Annotated in this window: 2 protein-coding genes and 1 pseudogene; all 3 read right to left on the reverse strand. The window is 44.7% G+C overall.

Translation table 11 applies throughout. The annotated features are described in order from the left end of the window. A pseudogene (locus GIR22_RS25740) lies at positions 1–294 on the reverse strand (HNH/ENDO VII family nuclease); the annotation flags it as partial. A gap of 39 nt (positions 295–333) precedes the next feature. Further along, positions 334–852, reverse strand: a complete 519-nt coding sequence (locus GIR22_RS25745; protein WP_154746086.1) for an SMI1/KNR4 family protein — start codon at positions 850–852, stop codon at positions 334–336. A gap of 13 nt (positions 853–865) precedes the next feature. Next, positions 866–1,466 (reverse strand): RHS repeat-associated core domain-containing protein (locus tag GIR22_RS25750; RefSeq protein ID WP_178122469.1); only part of this gene is annotated, 601 nt, incomplete at its 5' end.

Genomic DNA, 1,466 nt, shown 5'->3' on the forward strand with positions numbered 1-1,466 from the left:
TTTTACCGTTTTTTTCTGCTGTCTTGCCAACCCGTCGACCGAGGCTGTCATAGCGATACGTGCCGACACTTTCGAGCTTGCTGTTAACCAGCGTCTCAGCTTTGACCAACCGGTTCTCACAGTCATAACTGAACGTCTGCAGCTTATTCCTACCGCTACGCTTCTCGATCAGGTTGCCCCAGGCATCGTAGGCATATTCCTGATCGCGCCATTGCTTGATGCGGGTGCCTTTAACTTGGTCGAACTAACTGATATTGGAACTCAGGCGGTCGCCGCTGCGTCATAACGAAACTCTTAAAAAGCACACTTACAAATAATACATCAAATTTAAAACTACCTTTCCTCTATAAATTGCGGACTCCCACCAAGCGTCCCAATTACTAAAGAATAAAAATCTTCGAAATTTTTCCCCATATAAAATAAATTTCCGCTATCACCCTGCTCTTGTATATCGAAACTGTTGCTTGCCTCTCCCTCATGTAAGTGCGTCCTATCCCAATAGTATACTCCTTCTCGACCTGGCTCCCCAACGATCACATAAGGGTTTCCTCCTCCGTCTTCACCTACAGCTATCACCTCCTGCAAAAAACTCAACTCATCAATAAATTCCTTATTAAAACTGACCAAATCGTTACATTCTTCGGTAGGAATCAAGCCGAAAAACCGATCAAAACTAACGAACTGTTCGTCCACAGAGGTTAGTGAAAGCTGACCAAAATCAGGCTCAGTTAAGTACAAACCATTTGAGCGTGATAAAAAACCCTTATAATCTTCTGGTAGCTTTCTTTGCAATTGTGATTCGATATAAGAGATTTCAGAACCTGACAACCCAGGCTTATAGATAACTGGCATAAATCCTCCAAGATTAACAAGTGCTCTTCAAATTTTTCACACCGCCTGAGTGCGTAAATCTGTTGTGAATTTTCTTAGGCACCTCTTGCATAGTTACCATATTTTCGTGGTGGTGCCATGTGTTTTTTGTATAGTCAGCCTTCCCCTTTGGCGCCAAAGCATCCGCTTTGCCAAAATCACCTCCAGGATTTTTGCCATGATTTCCTTTAAGATCCAAAACGTCAACTTTCTGCAATTCATAAGGGGTAAAATCAGGGTGCCCGTTAGGGTATCGAACGCTATTACTCTCCCAGTCCGTGTAAACCCAAGTCCTTCCTTCAATCTCTGAGTGGATTGAACCACCATTTTCTAGCCATTTCGAAATATCTGGAGAGTGTGGAGGTTTCGAACTCCAACCCCATGGATCAATCGAGCCAATAGGATTAGGGCCATACCCATAAAGGTTCATTCCACCGCCCAATCCAATCGGATCCTGCGTTATAAACCGCCCGACCTCCGGATCGTAATACCTAAACGTATTGTAGTGTAGCCCCGTCTCATCGTCGAAGTACTGCCCCTGAAACCGCAAGTTTTGCTCAACCTCGTTCACCGCCAGTGTTTCGATGGAGCCCCAG

Source organism: Pseudomonas karstica (genome assembly GCF_009707515.1).
Lineage (GTDB): Bacteria > Pseudomonadota > Gammaproteobacteria > Pseudomonadales > Pseudomonadaceae > Aquipseudomonas > Aquipseudomonas karstica.